This window comes from Mesorhizobium sp. BAC0120, assembly GCF_033542235.1.
GTDB lineage: Bacteria > Pseudomonadota > Alphaproteobacteria > Rhizobiales > Rhizobiaceae > JAWRCU01.
In genome coordinates, this window is sequence record NZ_JAWRCU010000001.1 from 708456 (window position 1) to 724639 (window position 16184).

Consider the following 16184-nt stretch of genomic DNA (forward strand, 5'->3'; position numbering starts at 1 on the left):
TGGATGGCACCGGCGGTGCCTTGAGAGGCAGAATCAAGGGTATGCGACCAATGTAGGCTTATCTTCATGGCCGAAATCTGGTTTCACGCCAAGCATGGCGGCAGACCGGCGTATGATATTGGCGACGATCGGCGCCGCATTGGAGCCGGCTGTGGCGCCCATTCCGGGTTTTTCAGGCTTGGGTTCATCGACGATGCTGAGCACGATGTACTGGGGATCGTCCATCGGGAAGGCCGCAACGAAGGCGTTGAAACGCGTATCGTTGGAGTAACGGCCGTTGACGACCTTCTCGGCGGTGCCGGTTTTGCCGCCGACCCGGTATCCCGGCACCAGGGCGCGCCTGCCCGACCCCTTCTCCGCGTTCAACTTGTACAGGTAGCGCAGCCCCTCCACGGTCGAGTCCTTGACCACCTTCTTGGCCACCGCCATCGCCTGCTCCTGCGTGCGCGGCAGGAAGGTCGGCTCGATCAGGTAGCCGTTCATCAGCGCCGCACAGCCCACCGCCGTCTGCAACGGCGTAGTCGACACGCCGTGCCCGAAGGCGATCGTGATCGAGTTCACCTGCTTCCACACCCTTGGCTCGGTAGGCTTGGCGACCTCCGGCAGCTCCGTCTGCATCCGCTCGAGAACGCCGAGGCGATGCAGGAACTCGCGATGTCCATCGATTCCGACGACCTCCGCCTCGCGGGCCGAGCCGATATTCGAGGAGTAGATGAACACCTCAGGCACGGAAAGAACACGGTTCTTGCCGTGGAAGTCGTGGATGGTCTGGCGTCCGATCGTTATGGGGCGCATCGCATCGAACCGGCTGTCGAGCGTGACCTTCCCCGAATCCAGCGCCATCGCCGTCGTGAAGCTCTTGAATGTCGAGCCCATCTCATACAGGCCGGCAGACATGCGGTTCAGCCGGTCCTTGTCGTTGGCGTTGTACGGATTGTTCGGATCGAAGTCGGGCACAGAAGCCATGGCCAGCACTTCGCCGGTTTTGATGTTGAGCACCACCGCGCCCGCCGCGATGGCGTGGTACCGCTCCATCCCTTGCGCGATCTCGTCGCGCACAATGTACTGGACCCTGAGATCTATCGAGAGCTTGACCGGCTCGAGATCCTTGGCGGTTGCAAGGCCCGTCGCCTGCAGATCGGCGAGGCCCTGCTCGTCGATATACTTCTCCATGCCGGCGATGCCCTGGTTGTCGATGTTGACCAGGCCAAGAATATGGGAGGCGGTCTCGCCGCCAGGGTAGAAGCGCCGGTTCTCGGTGCGGAACCCGATGCCCGGAATACCGAGCTTCATGATGTCGCTTTGCTGTTTGGGCGAAAGCTGACGCCTCAGCCACACGAAGCCGGTGCCGCTCTTGAGCTTGCGGTATGTCTGCTCGTAGTCGAGATCGGGCAGCACGCTCGCAAGCTTCTCGGTCGCCTCGTCCGCATCGACAATACGCCGCGGTTCGGCAAAGAGCGAAGCCGTCTTGATGTCCGTCGCAAGCACCTCGCCGTTGCGGTCGAGGATGTCCGGGCGTGCGGCCGTGATGCGCGCTCCGGGCGGGCCGGAATCGTCGGGCTCCTGCGTTCCGAGATACACCAGTCGGCCGGCGATCGCGCAGTAGATCGACAGGAACACTGCCATGGTCATCACGACGCGGTTGCGCGCCTTGCCGCCGGTCGACTTGCCGGCACCCTCGACGACAATGCCTGCGGCGCCAGCCGCGGCACGCCTGCGCAAAAATTTTGCGAGCAAGGTTTTCATTCCGCTACCGCCCCGGTCACGATGTGATCCGTCCCCGTTCGATCCGTATCATTGTCGGCCACGCCACCCAGGCGCTGCGTCGAGAAGTCCTGCATTTCGACCGGCTTCGGCGGCAGGTCATCGAGGCTGCCGATCTGGTGCGCCTCGACCGGCTGCAGATGCAGCTCGTCCTGATAGATGTCGGTGAGCCTCTGTAGGCGAGACGGCTGGGTGAGCAGGCTCCAGTCCGCCTTCAAAAGATTGATCGTGTCCTGCTCGTACTTGATCTCGGACTCGATCTTGTGGACTTCGGCTAGCCGGGCCTCCGCCCTGTGCTTGGTGTTGTAGGTGAAGGCTGCGGCCGAGACCATGACCCCGATGAGCAGTATGTCGCTGGTGCGGAACACTGGAACTATCTCTCCCCCGATGAATAGGGATCGGGCAATGCTGGAAGACCAAATTGGCCCATATCGGCGGGCCTGGGAGGTTTGTCCGTGCGTGCGGCGATCCTGAGCTTTGCGGAGCGGGCGCGCGGATTGGCCGCTATTTCGGTGTCCGTGGGCGAGATCGGCCCGTTGACCTTCTCGAAGGTGGGCGCCGGCGCCTTTGCATCCGGCAGATGCCGCGATACGGCCGGCCGGCCGGAACGGTCTGCGATGAAGCGCTTGACGATGCGGTCTTCCAGCGAGTGGAAGGTGACAACCGCGAGCCGACCGCCCGGCTTCAGCGCTCGCTCCGCCGCCAGCAGCGCACGGGCAAGCTCGCCGAGCTCGTCATTGACGAAAATGCGCAGCGCCTGGAAAACGCGGGTTGCAGGATGGATCTTGTCCTTGGGGCTGCGGCCGACATGAGCCTCGATCGCTTCTGCAAGCTCGAGCGTGCGTGTGAAAGGCCGCTCGGCGCGGCGCCTCTCGATCATGCGCGCGATGCGGCCGGCATGCCGTTCTTCGCCGAGGAAGCCGAAAATGCGCGCCAGATCCCCGGCCTTGAAGCGATTGACGACGTCGGCTGCGCTGAGCCCTGCTTTTGCCATGCGCATGTCAAGCGGACCGTCGGCACGGAAGGAAAAACCACGTTCAGGTTCATCCAGCTGCATCGACGATACGCCGATGTCGAGCACGACGCCGTCGACCATCTCGCCCGCAAATTCATCGAGGCGGGAAAACGGTCCGTGCACCAGCCTGAGCTTGCCCTTGAATGCGACCGCAAGATCGGCACCCGCCGCGATCGCATCGGGATCGCGGTCGATCGCGATCACGTTTGCACCGGCGGCGAGCAGCGCCCGCGTATAGCCGCCCGCACCGAATGTTCCGTCGACGATCGTCGCACCCGAAAGCGGCTCGAGCGCCGTCGCGACTTCACTCAGCAGGACCGGAATGTGGCGGGCCGGTCCGCCAACGGCCTGGATATCCCGGCCGCGGCCCGCCATCATTCCGGTTCCCCCGTCGGCCGCAGCATCCCCGTCGCGGCCTGCCGAAGCTTGAGCAACCGCGCGCGGGCCTCCGCACGATAGTCGCTGAACCGCTCCGGCTCCCATATCTGGAAAAAGTGCCCGCGGCCGACGAAGGCCACGTCCGTCGTGATCCCCGTATGCTCGCGGATGAAATCGCTCACCGTGATGCGGCCATCCTGATCGAGCTTCAGGAAGGCTCCGTCGCCGTGACAAAAGAAGGACATGTCGTCCGCAGTCTGCAGAAAAGGATCCTCCAGCGCTATGCGCTGTTCGTAGCGGTCGAGCAGGTCCGGGCCGCCCACGTCGAGCGCGGCCACGTCCAGCGCCCTCAGCGCATATAGATCCGAAAAGCCACGTTTCTGCAGGACCGAACGGAAATGCGCCGGTACCGACACCCGGCCCTTCGCATCGATCCTGTTCACTGCGCTGGACAGAAACCGGTCCATCACCTGCTACTGCCGCCTCCTTCGCATCGCCCTTCCGCATGCAGACACCCGCACCGGGCAACGCGGTTCTCAAAGTCTTTTTCTCGCTCGTTTCGGGACAAAACGACTTCGTCCGGACAGCCGCCGCGGCTGCCGGTTTGACGGACGCCTTACCCCGAACTGCAACGAAATATTGATTGAGTGAATGGGATAGCATGGGCCTCTATGGGCGTCAACGGGAACAGACCGGAACGGCCCGCGACAGACGGCCGCCCAGCGTTCAAATCGGCGCATTCGGCTTTATCGTCGATTAACGCTAACGAAGAGTTATTGAGCGTCACGACGCCCCCTTCCGCGCTTGCGGAAGGCGCGCCGCCGACCTAAGCCTCGACGACCGCTTTGATCGACTATCCCGAGGGAGCCATGACAGAGACCCCGCAGTCGCGCGCAGCCCGCCTCGCCCATCTCCGGCGCGACGAACTGGCCAAGGGCGACCCCGTGCCTCTGCCGCTGACCATGGCGTCGATGTACCACCTGCCCGGCGACCCGACGGGTTTCAATCAATATGGCCGCTTTTTCAACCCGACCTGGTCAGCCGTCGAAAAGCTGCTTGGACACCTCGAAGAAGCAACCGCCCTCGCCTTTCCGTCCGGCATGGCCGCCATCTCGGCCGTTTTCTTCGCGCTGCTCAAGAGCGGCGACCGCATCCTCCTGCCTTCCGACGGCTACTATACGACCCGTGTCCTTGCTGACCGCTTCCTGAAATCCATGGGGATCGCGATCGACACACGCCCGACCTCGAGTTTCCTGGACGGCGGCTTCGAAAGCTACAGGCTCGTCTTCGTCGAAACTCCTTCCAATCCCGGACTTGACATCTGCGACATCGCCGCGGTGGCCGGAGCGGCGCATGCTGCAGGAGCGCTCGTTGTCGCCGACAATACGACCATGACACCTTACGGCCAGCGACCGCTCGACCTCGGCGCAGATATTGTCGTAGCCGCCGACACCAAGGCACCGAACGGCCATTCCGACGTGCTGTTCGGCCATGTCACGAGCCGCAATCCGGAGATCGTCTCCGCTGTTGCGGACTGGCGCAAACTCTCCGGCGCAATCCCCGGGCCATTCGAGGCCTGGCTCGTTCATCGCGGACTGGAAACGCTGGAGGTGCGCTTCGACCGCATGTGCAATTCAGCGGAAGTCATTGTTCAGCGGCTCAAGGACCATCCCGCCATCGACGCCGTCCGTTTTCCCGGCTTGCCGGATGACCCTTCTCACAATCTTGCACGTATGCAGATGGATCGCTTCGGCTTCCTGATCGGGCTGACGCTGGAGAGCGAGCAGGCCGCCGAGAGCTTCATCAATAAATGTGCTCTGATCCAGCCGGCGACCTCCTTCGGTGGCGTGCACAGCTCGGCCGAGCGCCGTGCCCGCTGGGGCGACGCCGTTGCGCCGGGCTACGTCCGGCTGTCGGTCGGCTGCGAGCCGGCCGAGGAATTGTGGAGGGCGATGCAGGAGGCATTGGCATGACCCAATCCCTGAATTCATGAACCGTATTCTTCCTCAGTCAGATCACGGCTGCCATGCAGCACGCGCACGATCACAATGGCGTCGTCCTTGACGCGATAGAGCGTCAGGTAGTCACCAACCACCACATGCCGGAGGCCTATAGCGATGTCGTTACGCGCTGCTCCTGAATACGGCTGTGTAGCCAGCAAGTCCCAGCGCCTTCGAAGCGATCGAGGAGCCGGTCGGCTGCTGCCACGCTGAAAGCAGCGACGTAAAGCCAAATCTCGATGAGATCTTCTTCCGCCCTCGCGGTCCGGATCACCGGCAGTTCAATCACGCCCGATCCTTGGACTGCCGAAGCCTCGCTCGCGCCTCTGCCTTGATCTCGTCTATGGAGACGATCCGTCCGGGTCCGCTATCCAACCCCTCCAGATAAAGCCGCCGCAGTTCATCGATCGTGTGGCCGAGCAGATCTCGCTTTTCCTTCCAGTCGCGAAGCGCATCGCGGATAACTTCACTGGCGGAAGCATACTCACCAGCGGCCACGGCTTCATCTACAGCGGTCGCGAGGTCTGCTGAAAGCGTGATGCTTCGTTTGTGGACTTGTCCCATCGCTACCTCTATGTGACTTCGAGCGAAGATGGTACGATTTAATCGTACCAAGGGCAAGACTGGAGAGCAATGGAAGGTGCGTTGGCGGTCCGAGCTCGATACCGATGGCAAGATCGCCTTGGGTAGGAGATCGGCTGACTCGCGCTAATAAACAGACGCGTCTTGTGGTAGGGTGCCGATCAATACGGATTCAATGACTTGCATGAGGCGAGGAGTTTTGAATGCTGTACGTCGATATCCCTACTCGTTCGGAATTCAAAGCGCTCAACGACTTGCGGAGCGATGCTTGCGTTTCGATTTATCTGAAGACGACGCCGCTTACGCAGGAGAGCGATGCTTCACGGATCGAACTGGGCAATCTTTGCCGGCAGGCACGCGAGCAACTCGAGGCGGAATCTTTCGACAAGCGACGTCTTGCATCCTTGATGGAGGAATTCGATGTCCTGGCGGAGGACGAAGAGTTCTGGCGGTTGCAGGCCAACAGCCTCGCCGTCCTGGCCACCCCTGACAGCCTGCGAACCTTTCGCCTTGCCAACCATCTTACGCCGATGGTCGAAGTAGCGGACAGGTTCCATCTGAACCCGCTGCTCCGGGCTATTACATTTCCGCACTCGGCCTACATCCTGGCCTTCTCCGAGAACGCCGTTCGGCTTGTGGAGATGAATGCCGATCTGCCGGCGACCACGCTCAAGATCGTTGGAATGCCCAAGAGTGCCGCAAGTGCCGTCGGCAAATCGACCATCAACGATCGTTCCCCGAGCGGCCGCATCCACGGCCTGGAGGGGCAGAACGTCCGGCTGCAGCAGTACGCGCGCAAGGTCGATGCCGCTCTGCGGCCATTCCTGACGGGGCGCGAGATACCGATGATCCTGGCCGCGACCGGACGAATGATGTCCGTGTACCGGGCGGTGAATAGCTATCCGTATCTGTTGCCCGGCGGTATTGAAACCAGTCCGGACCGCATATCGGATGCCGATCTCGCGCAAGCTGCGCGGCCGGTCTTGGATGCGGCCTACGCAGGCGAGATCGAGGAATTGAAGGCGCTTTACGAAAAGCGGGCCGGCGAAGGCCGGGCGACGACGGACATATCCGATGCCGCGCGCGCAGCGACGTTCGGTGCGGTCGGGTGGCTGATGGTGGATATTGACTCCGTCGTCCCTGGGACGGTCGACGAGGAGACAGGCGCGGTCGAATTCGCCGAAGGGGCGGATGCACGTTCCTACGGTTTGGTTGACGAGATCGCCGGCCGTGCGCTCTCCAGCGGAGCGCGCGTGCTTGGCGTGCGCCGCGCGGACCTTCCGAGGCAGGCGGAGTTGGCGGCCATCCTGCGTTATCCCATTTAGGCTTTGGGAATATTGTGCCAGCCGGCCTGTAAGCCGGGTTCTGTATGGCCTCGGCGCCTTGCGAGCGCCGCGACGTGGCGGCCATTCATCTTGGGCGTGCGTTGCCGCGCGCCTCACGCAACCTACCCGGACGACGGGCCGGAAACTGCCCCGAGAGTTGCCTCTCTCGCCGTCCCTATTCGGTCTTGCTCCCGGTGTGGTTTACCATGCCGCTTTCCGTTGCCGGAAGCGCGGTGGGCTCTTACCCCACCCTTTCACCCTTACCCGCCTCCGCGGCTTGCGCCGCTCCAGCCTGGCCAGCCCTAAAGGGCTTGCTGCTACGAAGCCCTAAGGCCGAAGGCGGGCGGTTTGCTTTCTGTGGCACTGTCACTAGGGTCGCCCCCGCCGGATGTTATCCGGCACCGTGTCTCCATGGAGCCCGGACTTTCCTCAAGCGCAACCTTTCGGCTCTCGCACCTGCGGCCGCCCGGCCGACTGGCGTTGCGTATAAAGGGAGTTCCGGGGAAAAACGCAACCCCCTTCCACGCGATACGCACCGAAGGTCCGCGCAGCAAAGCCACAGCAACTTCAAAGAATCATACTACCCGACGTCAGGCGGAAGAGCTGCCAGGAGTCCGTGCAATGTTTCGATAGTCGACAGGTCCGCCACTCCGTCGACGCGCTCGGGTCTGAAATGCCTCTGGAACGCGGCGACCACCGCTTCGGTCGTAACATCGAACGCCCCGGTGATCTCGACCCCATAGCCATAAAGCGCGAGCATCGACTGCAGCGCGTCGACTGGCTCGCCGTGTTCCCCGACCGACAGGAAGCGCCCCCCGCGGAGCGGGGCCGGCTTGACAAAATGGCCGATCCCGGCCGCAGCGAGCGTCGCCCAGGGAAACTTTTCGCCCGGATCGACCTTCCGGCCCGGCGCCGTATCGGAATGGGCAAGCACCCGCTCTGGGCGGATTGAATAGCGTTCGGCGATATCCCGGCAAAGAGCGATGAGGGCCTCGACCTGGCGCGCCGCGAAGTCCGGATAGCCATAGGCATGGCCGGGATTGGCGACCTCGATGCCGATCGAGCAGGAATTGATGTCCGTTCGGCCGAGCCAGGAACCACGGCCTGCATGCCAGGCCCGGTCGGCTTCGCGCACCATCTGTACGATCGAGCCGTCCTCATGCACGAGATAGTGGCAGGATACCTCGCTCACCGGGTCGCAGAGCCAGGCCTCCGCCGAGGACCCTGTCTCCATGCCGGTATAGTGTATGAGAATGATTTCGGGGCGCAGCCCATCGCGCCGCGGGCCGAAATTCGGCGAGACCCTGACGTCCGCCAAAGCATAATCCGGAAGAAAACCGCTCATGCGGCCCTCAAGCCCCGCTCGATCAACTCATATGCGGCATTGAGCGCGGCGACCCGCGTCGTCGCGATCGCGATGAATTCTTCGGGAACGCCGCGCGCAATCAGCCTGTCAGGATGGTTCTCCGCGATCAGGCGGCGATAGTGCCGCCGCACCTCTTCGAAGGGTGAGCCGCGTTCGACGCCGAGCACGGCGTACGGATCGGCCCCCGCGCCCAGGACCACATGGCGGGCAAGAATGCTCTGATAGTGCTGTTCATCGATCTTGAAGATCTCGGCGATGCGGCGCAGGAACGTCCCTTCCCGCTCGTGCAACACCCCGTCCGCCTTGGCGATATGGAAGAGCCCATCAAGTATGTCGGTGAGCATGGGGCAATTGTCTCGGCCCGAACCGCACAGCCCCGCCATCTTCTCGGCGTAAGCCTCGTAGCCGGAGGTATCCTGCTTGGCGAGATCGTAGAGCCGCGCCACATTGCGCGCCTCGTTCCTCGGTATGGCGAAAATCTCCTGGAACGCGCGCACCTCATCCTGTGTCACGACGCCGTCGGCCTTCGCCATCTTGGCCGAGAGCGCGATCATGGCGATCGAGAACGCCACCTTTCGCCGCAATTGAGGATCGCCCTCGAAAATGGTGCGTACCGCCTCGATCACGTCGGAGACGCCGAAGCCTGATTTGGTGATGCGCGAGACAAACTCGCCGACGCGAAGCCAGACGGACATGAAGCTGCTTTAGACTATTTCCGCCCAGGATTGAAAGCCGGCCAGGCGGCCAAGATACCTCGACATTGGCAGACTTGCAGCGGATGACCCTCGGCAGGCGCCGGCGTTCATCGCCGGGCAAGCCTGGTCCCTTCGGCTCAGTGACAATCCAGACGCGCGTGCCAAGGAGGCGACCACCTCACATGACCTGCTAGCCGCGGCCGGCGTCATGACGCGCGGACATTTCCGCCAAGCTGACCCGATCCTGGCAGCGAAAGCGCTCGCTGGCTCCTGGGCCCTCTTTCAGGTTTGCGACGCCTGCCTACTGCTTGGGAGCCTGGTTGGTCTGCGCCGGCTGCTGTTGCTGCATCGTATTGGTGCCGGTGGCGCCGCCCGTGCTCGGCTGTTGAGTCGAGGGTTGTTGTGTCGTCGCAGGCGGCGTGGTCTCTTGGCTGCTGCCACCTCCTTTGTTACAAGCGGCGAGCGACATGAGTGAAATTGCTACCACCGGTACAACAAAAATTCTCGACATCTGGGGTTCCCTCCTCAGTAGTCGTCCGGACAGAGTGAACAATCGAAACTCGATCCGACAAATATCGCTAGACACCTTGATTGAGGCAAAGTTTGGTCCGGCGACAGGGGAACTTGGGCTCAGACGACGATTTGCTTTGGCTTCGGGCGAAACATTGCGCGCTATGCCGAAAAAGAAGAAGCCGGCTGACGCCGGCCTCTCCTCTCGGATTTCTACGGCTTCGGAGCCGGGTTGGTCTGCCCCGGCTGCTGTTGCTCCATCGTGTTCGTGCCGGTGCCGTCCGTACCTGGCTGGGTCGGCGCCGGCTGTGGCGCAGGAGTGGTGCTTTGCGTCTGCGTATTGTCGGTGCCGGTGCCGTTGTTGCTGCAAGCAGCAACTCCGAACAGGGCGACAGCCGCCACAGATGCGAGAACTAGCTTTTTCATGACTGGTCTCCTCTTAAACCGCAGTGTCTTGGGTACTGGTGCCGGTCACTCGCAGCGGTAACGAGAGCGTGAAAAATTTGTTTCTTCACGTTCAGTTTCGAGCTGTAACAACCGTGGCCCGCTCAACGCCGTGATCGTCGGCGTTGCCGCGGCTTGCGGTCGGCACTAACACGTCCATCAGGACCAACACTGAAAGGCGTGGCCATGCCCGGCAGATGGGATTTCTGGATCGACCGCGGCGGCACATTCACGGACGTCATCGGCCGCTCCCCGGAGGGAGGGCTCAATGCGCGCAAGCTGCTTTCAGAGAATCCCGGGGCGTATCGCGACGCAGCCGTGCAGGGTATCCGTGACCTGCTGGGCCTGATACCGGGCGAGCCGGTGCCGGCGGATCGCATCGGCGACGTCAGAATGGGTACGACGGTTGCCACCAATGCGCTGCTGGAGCGGAAGGGCGAGCGCACATTGCTCCTGATCACCAGGGGCTTCCGCGATGCGCTGAGCATCGCCTACCAGGCGCGGCCGGACATCTTCGCCAAGGAAATCGTGCTTCCCGAACAGCTCTACCAGCGCGTCATAGAGATCGACGAACGGGTGCGGGCCGACGGTACGGTGGAGAAAGCTGTCGACCTCACGGCGGCCCAGATGGAAATCGCGCGTGCGCAAGGCGACGGCTTCGATGCTGTGGCCATTGTCCTCATGCACGCCTGGAAATATCCGCAACATGAGGAGGCGCTTGCAAGGCTTTGCCGGAATGCAGGCTTCTCGCAGGTATCCGCCAGCCATGAGGTTTCGCCACTGGTCAAGCTTATCGGTCGTGGCGACACGACCGTCGTCGACGCCTACCTCTCGCCGATCCTGTCGCGATACGTGCGGCAAGTCGCAGGAGAGCTGGGGCTGGCGCCGACTTCCAGTATCACGGGGGAGGTCATCCAATCTCCGTCGCCCCGCCTCATGTTCATGATGTCCTCCGGCGGGCTGACCGCCGCCGAAAAGTTCCGCGGCAAGGATGCGATCCTGTCCGGTCCGGCCGGCGGCGTGGTCGGCATGGTCGAGACGGCGAAGCTCGCCGGGTTCGGGACCGTGATCGGCTTCGATATGGGCGGCACCTCGACCGACGTCGCCCATTATGGCGGCGAATATGAGCGCGCCTTCGACACCGAGGTCGCCGGCGTGCGGATCCGCGCGCCGATGATGCGCATCCATACTGTCGCGGCCGGCGGCGGATCGATCCTGCATTACGAGGCGGGCCGCTTCCGCGCAGGCCCGGACTCGGCCGGCGCCAATCCTGGGCCCGCCTGCTATCGCCGCGGCGGGCCGCTCACCGTCACCGACGCCAATGTGCTCGTCGGCAAGCTGCAGCCGGACTTCTTCCCGGCTATCTTCGGACCGGGCCAGAACGAGAGGCTGGATGCCGAGAGGGTGAAGGAAAAGTTCGCAGCGCTGGCGCAGGAGATCGGCGGCAAGTCGCCCGAGGAAGTCGCCGAGGGTTTCATCACCGTGGCCGTCGAGAATATGGCGAATGCCATCAAGAAGATTTCGGTGCAGCGCGGCTACGACGTGACGCGCTACCTCCTCAATTGCTTCGGCGGCGCGGGCGGCCAGCATGCCTGCCTGGTCGCAGACGCGCTGGGCATGGAGTCGGTGCTGATCCACCCCTTCTCCGGCCTGCTTTCGGCCTATGGCATCGGGCTCTCCTCCGTCTTTGCGTCGCGTCAGCAGGCGCTGCTGAAAACCCTGTCGGAAGATTCGCTCGGCTACATCGACGAACTGATCGCGAGTCTCAGCGAGGCGGTGCTGACCGAGCTTGCCGATCAGGGTATCGAGCGTGGGCATGCGATGTGGCGGCCGCTGCTGCATATTCGCTATGACGGCACCGACACTGCGCTTCCAGTCGACTTCAGCGCCGGGTCCATCGACGCCGCGAGGCGAGACTTCGAAACTGCCCACAAGGCGCAGTTCGGCTTCGTCTATGAAGACCGGCCGCTGGTGATCGAGGCGATCGCGATCGAGGGGAGCGACCGCGCCGACAAGCGCCAGGCAGAGACTGCATCGACGCTGGAGGAAGTCGACGCAATACCTTCCGAGACCCGCAGGATTTTCACCGAAGGCGAATGGCGCGAGGTCGGCGTCTTCCATCGCGAGGCGCTCCGCCCCGGTCACCGTGTCTCCGGTCCGGCCTTGGTCATCGAGAAGCACCAGACGATCGTGCTCGAGCCGGGCTGGCGGGCCGAGATCACGGCGATGAACCATGTGCTGATGCGCCGCGCGGAGAAAAAACGCCGCCACGCGGCGATCGGCACCGAGGCCGACCCTATCCTGCTCGAGGTCTTCAATAATCTCTTCATGTCGATCGCCGAGCAGATGGGTGTCACCCTCCAGAACACCGCCTATTCGGTGAACATCAAGGAGCGGCTGGACTTCTCCTGCGCCGTCTTCGATCGCACCGGCGCGCTCGTCGCCAATGCGCCGCACATGCCGGTGCATCTCGGCTCCATGGACCGCTCGGTCGAGACGATCATCCGCCTCAACGCAGGCGACGTGCATCCGGGCGACGTGTTCGCGCTGAACGCGCCCTATAATGGCGGCACCCATCTGCCCGACATTACCGTGGTGACGCCGGTGTTCGACGAGAAGGCCAGTGACATATTGTTCTGGGTCGCCTCGCGCGGCCATCACGCGGACGTAGGTGGGACTGCGCCCGGTTCGATGACGCCGCTTGCGACGACCGTCGAGGAGGAAGGCGTGCTGATCGACAATTTCCGGCTCGTCGAGAGAGGCCGATTTCGCGAAAAGGAATTGGAGGAGCTGCTTACCGACCACCCCTACCCGGTGCGTAATCTTCGCCAGAACGTCGCGGACCTCAAGGCCCAGATCGCCGCAAACGAGAAGGGCGTGGCTGAGCTCAAGAAGATGGTCGCTACCTTCGGGCTAAACGTGGTTGAAGCCTATATGACGCATGTCCAGGACAATGCGGCCGAAAGCGTGCGCCGGGTGCTCGACCGCCTGCCCGATCGTTGCGAATACGAATATCCCACCGAGACCGGCCAGGTCATCAAGGTGCAGATATCAGTCGACCGGGAGCGGCGCGAGGCGACGGTCGATTTCACCGGCACGTCGAAGGTCGAAAAGAACAACTTCAACGCTCCGGAGCCCGTCACCCGCGCCGCGGTGCTCTACGCCTTCCGCGTCATGGTCGAGGGTGCGATCCCGATGAATGCCGGCTGTCTGAGGCCGATCAACATCGTGATCCCGGATGGCTGCATGCTGAAGCCCTCCTACCCTGCTGCAGTCGTGGCTGGCAACGTCGAGACCTCGCAGCACGTCACCAATGCGATGTTCGGCGCGATGGGTGCGCTCGCCAACGCGCAAGGGACGATGAACAACCTCACCTTTGGCAATTCGAACTACCAGTATTACGAGACGATCTGCTCCGGCTCCCCGGCCGGCCGCATGAACGACGGCCGCGGCTTTGCCGGTACAGCCGCCGTCCATACGCACATGACCAACTCGCGGCTCACCGACCCGGAGGTGCTGGAACTGCGCTTCCCCGTGCTCCTGGAGGACTTCCATATCCGGCGGGGCTCTGGAGGCAAGGGCGAATTTTCGGGCGGGGACGGCACCAGGCGCACCATCCGTTTCCTCGAGAAGATGGAATGCGCGATCCTTTCCTCGCACCGCTCACGCCCGCCACGCGGCCTCGACGGCGGCGGAGACGGTGAGCCCGGCAGCACGGAAATCCGTCGCCTCGACGGCACCATCGAGACGCTGAAAGCTTGCGACCAGACGGTGCTCGAGGCCGGCGAGGCGGTGACGGTGACGACGCCGACGCCGGGCGGTTTCCGACCGGATGCCCCCTTAAGTGACGAGATACCCGCCGTCGATGACGAGTATCGTGCCGGTGACGAAGCCTGACAGCGGCGACGACAGATAGAGCGCGCCGCCGGCGATTTCCGACGGTCCGCCCCAGCGCCGCATGGCTGTGCGATCGACAATCTGCTGGTTGCGCACCGGATCGTCCCGCAACGCCTGTGTGAGCGGCGTTGCGATCCATCCGGGGGCGATCGCGTTCACCCGGATACGGTCCTTCGCGTAGGCGATCGCCAGTGATTTTGTAAGCTGGGCAACGCCACCCTTGGAGGCCGAGTAGCCGGGAACGAGACCGCCGCCCAGGAAAGAGAGCATCGAAGCGGTGTTGACGATTGTCCCGCCATGCTCCGCCAGTCGCGGCCGCGCGGCCGCACAGACCCGCATCGAGCCGCTGAGATTGATGTCGACGACGTCCGCGAAGACTTCCGGCTCCAGCTCCTCCCCTCGCCGGATGACCCCCGCGCAGTTGATCACGTGATCCAGACGCGGCAGGCTGGATACCAGGGCGCTGACGGCACCACCATCGCGCACGTCGAGCTTTGCGAATTGCCCGCGCGCCAGCGCGGGCAGCTTGCGCGCGAGTTCGATCTCGGAATTCGCGACGCCTGTCGCCATGACGTCGGCGCCCAGCGCCAGAAAAGCTTCGACGATGGCGGCGCCGATCCCGGAAGTGCCGCCTGTCACCAGCACTTGCCGCCCTTGGAACAGGCCCGGCCTGAGATAGTCGGCGGCGTTTCGGAAAACCTCAGCGGATGAATTGGTCGACATAGTCTTCGCCCAGCCCGACTTTGCCGTAATGCGCACGGCACATGTCTATCTTCGTAAACACGTCTTCGAAGCCGAGCGGCTCACCGTAGGCGTCGACGTAGTACATGATGCCGTTGACCTGGAAATAGGTGATCATCTCTTCCACATCGTCGGGAACGACCAGGGTATGCGTCTCACCCGGAGGCTCGAAGACATATCCGCCTTCTTCAGCCACCCACTCATGCTCGAGATAGTGCCAGCGTCCCTTGAGAACGAAGCCGTGAACGGCTTGCGGGTGGCGGTGGCGGCTGAGCACGCCCGACTTGCGCACACGCAGCAAGTTCATCCAGTAGCCCTGAGAACGGTTGAGGCACAGCGGCCTGAACCAGACGCTCTCGCCCTGGGGTACCCAGATGCGCTCGTCGCTCGGGATCGCCGGCGCAATGACGATATCCGCAAGCGCCTCTTTCGGCATCGGATGCTGGTAGGGCATGCGCGGATTGGGATCGCTTTTCATGGGCGGCATCGTCGACTCCTGGTCTCGTGAATTTGAACTTCGCCTCGTTCTGACAGGCGGCTGCGATCGCAAAGACGTCCTTATCGCTCAGGCTTCCAGGCCAGGAAACAGGACAATCGTTCCGCCTGCAAATTTGCAGAAGTATCGTTTGGATCGCTTGATGGCTGGTTCTCGCCAAAAATATGCTATATTAGAAATACTCTATACTTTGAGAAGCACGCGGCGGGGAGGAGAACCTCCCATGGTTTACGATACGCGCCTGGCGCGCGAACGCGACTTCCATAACGAGCGCTTCGGGGCCCCCGAAGAACGCAAGCAGGACGCATTTTACTATTTCGCGGCCAGGACCGCCATCCACGACTACTGGCGACGGGTAGAGGCGGCCGCCGATGGCAAGGAAGCGCTCGAGTACGGCTGTGCGGATGGCAGGAGCAGCATTCGCCTGGCCGGCTCGGTGAAGCGGATTACCGGCATCGACCTCTCGGACGTCGCGATCCGGCAGGCTAACGAGGAAGCGAGCCGCCGCGCCTTGCACAACGTGACCTTCCAGGTCGACAATGCCGAAGATATGAGCCTGCCGGACGCGAGCTTCGACCTCGTGTTCGGTAGCGGCATCCTGCACCACCTCGTCCTGGAGAAGGCCCTCAGCGAGATTTGCCGGGTGCTCCGCCCTGGCGGCAAGGCGATTTTCTTCGAACCGCTCGGCCACAATCCGATGATCAACCTTTACCGCAACCGCACGCCGGAGGCCCGCACCATCGACGAGCATCCACTCCTTAAGTCGGATCTCGATATCGTGCGCCGGCACTTCTCCAAGTGCGAACTGGAATTTTTCTCCCTCACCACGCTCGCCGCCATTCCCTTTTTCGGGAGCCGCTTCGGTTCCGCCATCCGGACCGCCGGCGAACAAGTCGACAAGCTGCTCCTGAAGCTGCCCGGCCTAAGATGGCAGGCGTGGATCACGGTGATGGATCTCGAGAAGTAAGCAC

16 protein-coding genes and 1 other RNA gene are annotated in these 16184 nt (G+C 62.9%); 4 read left to right on the plus strand and 13 right to left on the minus strand.

Annotated elements, in window-relative coordinates:
* Positions 1–33: 33 nt before the first annotated feature.
* Genes SAZ10_RS03360 through mraZ form a run of 4 tightly spaced genes read right to left on the minus strand, consistent with a single transcriptional unit; the run spans position 34 to position 3624 of the window.
* Entirely contained in the window at positions 34–1746 is a 1713-nt protein-coding gene (locus SAZ10_RS03360; protein ID WP_318607733.1) for a penicillin-binding protein 2, read from the minus strand.
* Positions 1743–2132 carry a hypothetical protein gene (locus SAZ10_RS03365; RefSeq protein ID WP_318607734.1) on the minus strand — a complete coding sequence of 130 codons (390 nt, stop codon included), beginning with the start codon at positions 2130–2132 and terminating at the stop codon, positions 1743–1745. The genes SAZ10_RS03360 and SAZ10_RS03365 overlap by 4 nt, the downstream gene beginning before the upstream one ends.
* A 5-nt stretch (positions 2133–2137) precedes the next feature.
* On the minus strand, positions 2138–3157 hold the full coding sequence (gene rsmH, locus SAZ10_RS03370) for a 16S rRNA (cytosine(1402)-N(4))-methyltransferase RsmH (RefSeq protein WP_318607735.1): 1020 nt from the start codon (positions 3155–3157) through the stop codon (positions 2138–2140).
* Positions 3154–3624, minus strand: coding sequence for a division/cell wall cluster transcriptional repressor MraZ (gene mraZ / locus SAZ10_RS03375; protein ID WP_318607736.1), 471 nt, complete (start codon positions 3622–3624; stop codon positions 3154–3156). The genes rsmH and mraZ overlap by 4 nt, the downstream gene beginning before the upstream one ends.
* A 402-nt stretch (positions 3625–4026) precedes the next feature.
* Here mraZ and SAZ10_RS03380 point away from each other — a divergent pair, with 402 nt between their 5' ends.
* Complete coding sequence (locus tag SAZ10_RS03380) at positions 4027–5130, plus strand: cystathionine gamma-lyase (RefSeq protein ID WP_318607737.1); 1104 nt, start codon at positions 4027–4029, stop codon at positions 5128–5130.
* Positions 5131–5144: 14 nt separating this feature from the next.
* Here SAZ10_RS03380 and SAZ10_RS03385 read toward each other — a convergent pair whose 3' ends face one another.
* Together SAZ10_RS03385 and SAZ10_RS03390 are read right to left on the minus strand one after the other, a co-directional pair.
* A complete protein-coding gene (locus tag SAZ10_RS03385; protein WP_318607738.1) occupies positions 5145–5318 on the minus strand; it encodes a type II toxin-antitoxin system RelE/ParE family toxin in 174 nt (57 codons plus the stop codon).
* Between the two features lie 124 nt (positions 5319–5442).
* Positions 5443–5721 carry a type II toxin-antitoxin system ParD family antitoxin gene (locus SAZ10_RS03390; protein ID WP_318607739.1) on the minus strand — a complete coding sequence of 93 codons (279 nt, stop codon included), beginning with the start codon at positions 5719–5721 and terminating at the stop codon, positions 5443–5445.
* Between the two features lie 221 nt (positions 5722–5942).
* On the opposite strand from SAZ10_RS03390, the gene SAZ10_RS03395 reads away from it, so the two are divergent.
* The gene (locus SAZ10_RS03395) at positions 5943–7064 is read left to right on the plus strand and encodes a hypothetical protein (protein WP_318607740.1); all 1122 of its coding nucleotides are present in this window, start codon (positions 5943–5945) and stop codon (positions 7062–7064) included.
* Positions 7065–7077: 13 nt separating this feature from the next.
* On the opposite strand, the gene rnpB is transcribed toward SAZ10_RS03395, so the two are convergent.
* The 5 genes from rnpB to SAZ10_RS03420 all read right to left on the minus strand — a co-directional run bounded on the left by rnpB (position 7078) and on the right by SAZ10_RS03420 (position 10061).
* Positions 7078–7542: RNase P RNA component class A (rnpB, locus tag SAZ10_RS03400), an RNA gene on the minus strand.
* Between the two features lie 102 nt (positions 7543–7644).
* Complete coding sequence (locus SAZ10_RS03405) at positions 7645–8409, minus strand: N-acetylmuramoyl-L-alanine amidase (RefSeq protein WP_318607741.1); 765 nt, start codon at positions 8407–8409, stop codon at positions 7645–7647.
* Positions 8406–9125, minus strand: a complete 720-nt coding sequence (locus tag SAZ10_RS03410) for a DnaJ family molecular chaperone (protein ID WP_318607742.1) — start codon at positions 9123–9125, stop codon at positions 8406–8408. The genes SAZ10_RS03405 and SAZ10_RS03410 overlap by 4 nt, the downstream gene beginning before the upstream one ends.
* 301 nt (positions 9126–9426) lie before the next feature.
* Complete coding sequence (locus tag SAZ10_RS03415; protein ID WP_318607743.1) at positions 9427–9636, minus strand: hypothetical protein; 210 nt, start codon at positions 9634–9636, stop codon at positions 9427–9429.
* A 212-nt stretch (positions 9637–9848) separates the two neighbouring features.
* Entirely contained in the window at positions 9849–10061 is a 213-nt protein-coding gene (locus SAZ10_RS03420) for a hypothetical protein (protein WP_318607744.1), read from the minus strand.
* Between the two features lie 204 nt (positions 10062–10265).
* On the opposite strand from SAZ10_RS03420, the gene SAZ10_RS03425 reads away from it, so the two are divergent.
* Entirely contained in the window at positions 10266–13976 is a 3711-nt protein-coding gene (locus SAZ10_RS03425; protein ID WP_318607745.1) for a hydantoinase B/oxoprolinase family protein, read from the plus strand.
* Here the strand turns inward: SAZ10_RS03425 and SAZ10_RS03430 are convergent.
* Both SAZ10_RS03430 and SAZ10_RS03435 read right to left on the minus strand, forming a co-directional pair.
* Positions 13920–14699, minus strand: coding sequence for an SDR family NAD(P)-dependent oxidoreductase (locus SAZ10_RS03430; RefSeq protein WP_318607746.1), 780 nt, complete (start codon positions 14697–14699; stop codon positions 13920–13922). The genes SAZ10_RS03425 and SAZ10_RS03430 overlap by 57 nt on opposite strands.
* Entirely contained in the window at positions 14677–15204 is a 528-nt protein-coding gene (locus tag SAZ10_RS03435) for a 2,4'-dihydroxyacetophenone dioxygenase family protein (protein WP_318607747.1), read from the minus strand. Before SAZ10_RS03435 ends, SAZ10_RS03430 begins: the two co-directional genes overlap by 23 nt.
* On the opposite strand from SAZ10_RS03435, the gene SAZ10_RS03440 reads away from it, so the two are divergent.
* Positions 15194–16180: a class I SAM-dependent methyltransferase gene (locus SAZ10_RS03440; protein ID WP_318607748.1), complete on the plus strand. Its 987-nt coding sequence runs from the start codon at positions 15194–15196 to the stop codon at positions 16178–16180. The genes SAZ10_RS03435 and SAZ10_RS03440 overlap by 11 nt on opposite strands.
* Positions 16181–16184: the final 4 nt, after the last annotated feature.